Source organism: Legionella drancourtii LLAP12 (assembly GCF_000162755.2).
GTDB classification, from domain to species: domain Bacteria; phylum Pseudomonadota; class Gammaproteobacteria; order Legionellales; family Legionellaceae; genus Legionella; species Legionella drancourtii.
Window position 1 is genome coordinate 1 of the sequence record NZ_JH413845.1, and the last position, 2,846, is coordinate 2,846.

Sequence of the window (2,846 nt, forward strand, 5' to 3'; positions counted from 1 at the left end):
TTAGCAATAAAAAGCGCCTCTCCCTCTCCATATTGGTTTCCACCCCAAACAATGGAGGCACTACGAATTTTAGACTGCTTGCAGCATACGGGCGCGCAAATGTCTTATGAACACGCGCAAACGAAATTTACGTTAAATTTAAAAGACTGTGATGCGGCATCCTGTACTCGAGTTGCGCTCCTATTATTTAATAGATTACCGAATGACTTCAATATTCAGCTCACGCTGCCAGGTGGGGCACTCGGTCATTTTGCGCAAGCAGCCTTAACAAAGCTGCAAGAAAAATATCCGCAGACTTTGACCATAACAAATTATTCACCGACCCAATATTCAATTGCTCAAACAACACCGGCTTACGCCCAATTAAGCTCACTGAGTCATTTGTTTACTTTAGGTGATTCTTCGTTCTATGATTTATTAACTAATAAAGAGCAATTGCATGAGTCCATTGTCGTGTTAAAGCAGATTTTTCAGGATAATAATACGGAGCTGCACCATTTAGTCTATGAATTTTTTATGGTTCATCAGCTCTATTCCTTTCCCGTCGAAATCAATGAATTGGATACTTTAAACAAAGCCGTTGGGGAAAAAAATCAACCAAAAGCGATTACGCAACTCAGAGAAAACATCCTTGCTTTATTAAATTCTGAGCATCACGCTGTTTCAACACAATTACGAGAATCCACCACGAAAACATCGAGTGAGTCTACGACGCTCGATGCGGCTAAAGCCAAAGCACGCGTTGCGTTACAAGCAAAAGCCTGGTGGGGAAAAATTGCTTTTGAGGAAATCAATCAAAATTCTGGCGAAGGGATTTATTGGTATGGGCGTTTTTTACATGAATTTCCCCTTAAAGCGCAAGAAAATCGAACTGAAAAGACATTGCCAAGCGCTATAGATACCGTTTCTGTGAAACAATTTACCCCTAAAGAAACGGGGATTTATTGGCTAAGACTTGCTGCAACCCACCATAAAAATATAAGCGCACATACTTATTTAAGTGCGCTGTTCAGCAGACAACCAAGCTTAGCCCCTATGGAGCGGTACCAATTGACTCTGGCTACCGAGGAATTAGAAGTGCCGCAAAAAAAAGGCGAATTATTTAAACCCCATCATAATTTTTTGGAATTATTTCCACGCCATGATTTCTGGGTACGATTCAATGAAGCAATGAGTCTTTGGGCCTCTGAAAATACACCCTATACAAAGGAGCATCTATTCTATTTAACGCTTTTACTTCAAGATAATTTAATCACTGAAAAAGCTAAATTAACACTGGTAAAACAAATAATTGATAGTCCTAATGTATATACATGGGCGTTCTCTTCTCAATTAAAACATCATAAAAAAGAGTTAACGCTCACCCATGCCAGCCCTCTGGGCGTTCAAATACAATCAGAATTACTTCCGATACTCAACAAATACAAAAAAGGCAATAAAAATAGTGCGCTGGATAATACGAAACCAATGAGTGAGCAACCCGTAGCGCGAAGGCTTGGTGTCTTTTGTACATTCTTTGTAGAGCATCTCGAGCATTATCTAAAAAAGCGCACGCTTTTTGGTACTGAAATTGCTGAAGATGCGGCTCCAAGTTATGTTGCTGTGCTCATTCACGAATTATTAACGCAAAGCATTAACCGCTTTGAGCTTCATAATACATCATTAGATAACGAATTAAATCAAGCGATGCACTCCATGAAGCAAGGCGTGCACGAAGATGCCTTTAGAAGGGCATTAGCGATGCAGCCTGCCTCATTTGGCTTTGCTCAGGTCATGACCAATCGCTTTAAAAGTTATTCAACGACCGCTTATGTTGCAAATGTCTCCAATCTCTCCTTATTAAGGAAATTTGGTGAAAAACAACCACATAAAGAAAAAGAGCAGGGGTTATCACTTAAAAAAATAATTGCTGGCGGTGCTCTTGCAATTGAGTCGCTGCATGTTGCATTGCCTCTGGTTCTTGCCGTGACCGGCGTGACGCTACCGGTGGCCGGTGCGTGGGCAGTTATTGCTGGCCTTCAAATTGCTTTAGATAAAATCCACCATTATACGCACCTGGTGGAGAAAGGCGCTGAGGCAGGCAAGCTTGCAACGGATTTAGTTGTTGGATTAGCACACGGGCATCATCTTGCTCATGAGGCAGGATTGATTGCTCATAATCATCATGAGGGACCACCTCCTCTTATTGAGCTGGATACCATAAAGCACTTTAATCGCTTACTGCAAAGCGCTTCTGTAAACGATATTGATTCTATAACCACATTAATCAATCAGTGGGGTGCTATTTACCAGCCGGCTACAGACGAATTGACCGATACCAGTAATAACCTTCTCGGGATTCTCTTAGTCGAATTATTGATGCGCGGTTTAACGCTACGCCTCTATGCGGAACAACAGAGTTTGGCTAAAAAAACGGAATACCCCAAATCGCTTCCAGCTCTGCTTGATTATTTAAATGAAACCCTCTGGCTTTACAGTTGCCCAAGAATTAGTGATAATGCGCATTTAATGACGAAAAGTATGAAGGTCTTTTCAGCGCTGGACCTTATATTCCCCTCGCGACTTCAAGCCCGTCATGCAGCAAAGCTGATTGAAATTGCCGTTGAACCTGCAAATCGTCCCAAAGAACGTATCGCGTCAATAGCTCAAGTTGGTCTCACGCGTTTTGCTTCAAATTATGAGGTACAACAAATTAATCAATTGTGTGGAATAATACCACCCAATCCCGCATTTACCCTGGTAAACGGTGGGCATCAAACGCTTATTGATAACAACTGGATAGAAGTACGAATTGCTTATGATGAACGCAATACCTTGAGGGAAGATATTTCATTCTTGTATGAAAA

1 protein-coding gene is annotated in these 2,846 nt (G+C 41.4%); it reads left to right on the forward strand.

Annotated elements, in window-relative coordinates; translation table 11 throughout:
* Positions 1–99: 99 nt before the first annotated feature.
* Positions 100–2,846 (forward strand): hypothetical protein (locus LDG_RS14420; protein ID WP_148263594.1); only part of this gene is annotated, 2,747 nt, incomplete at its 3' end.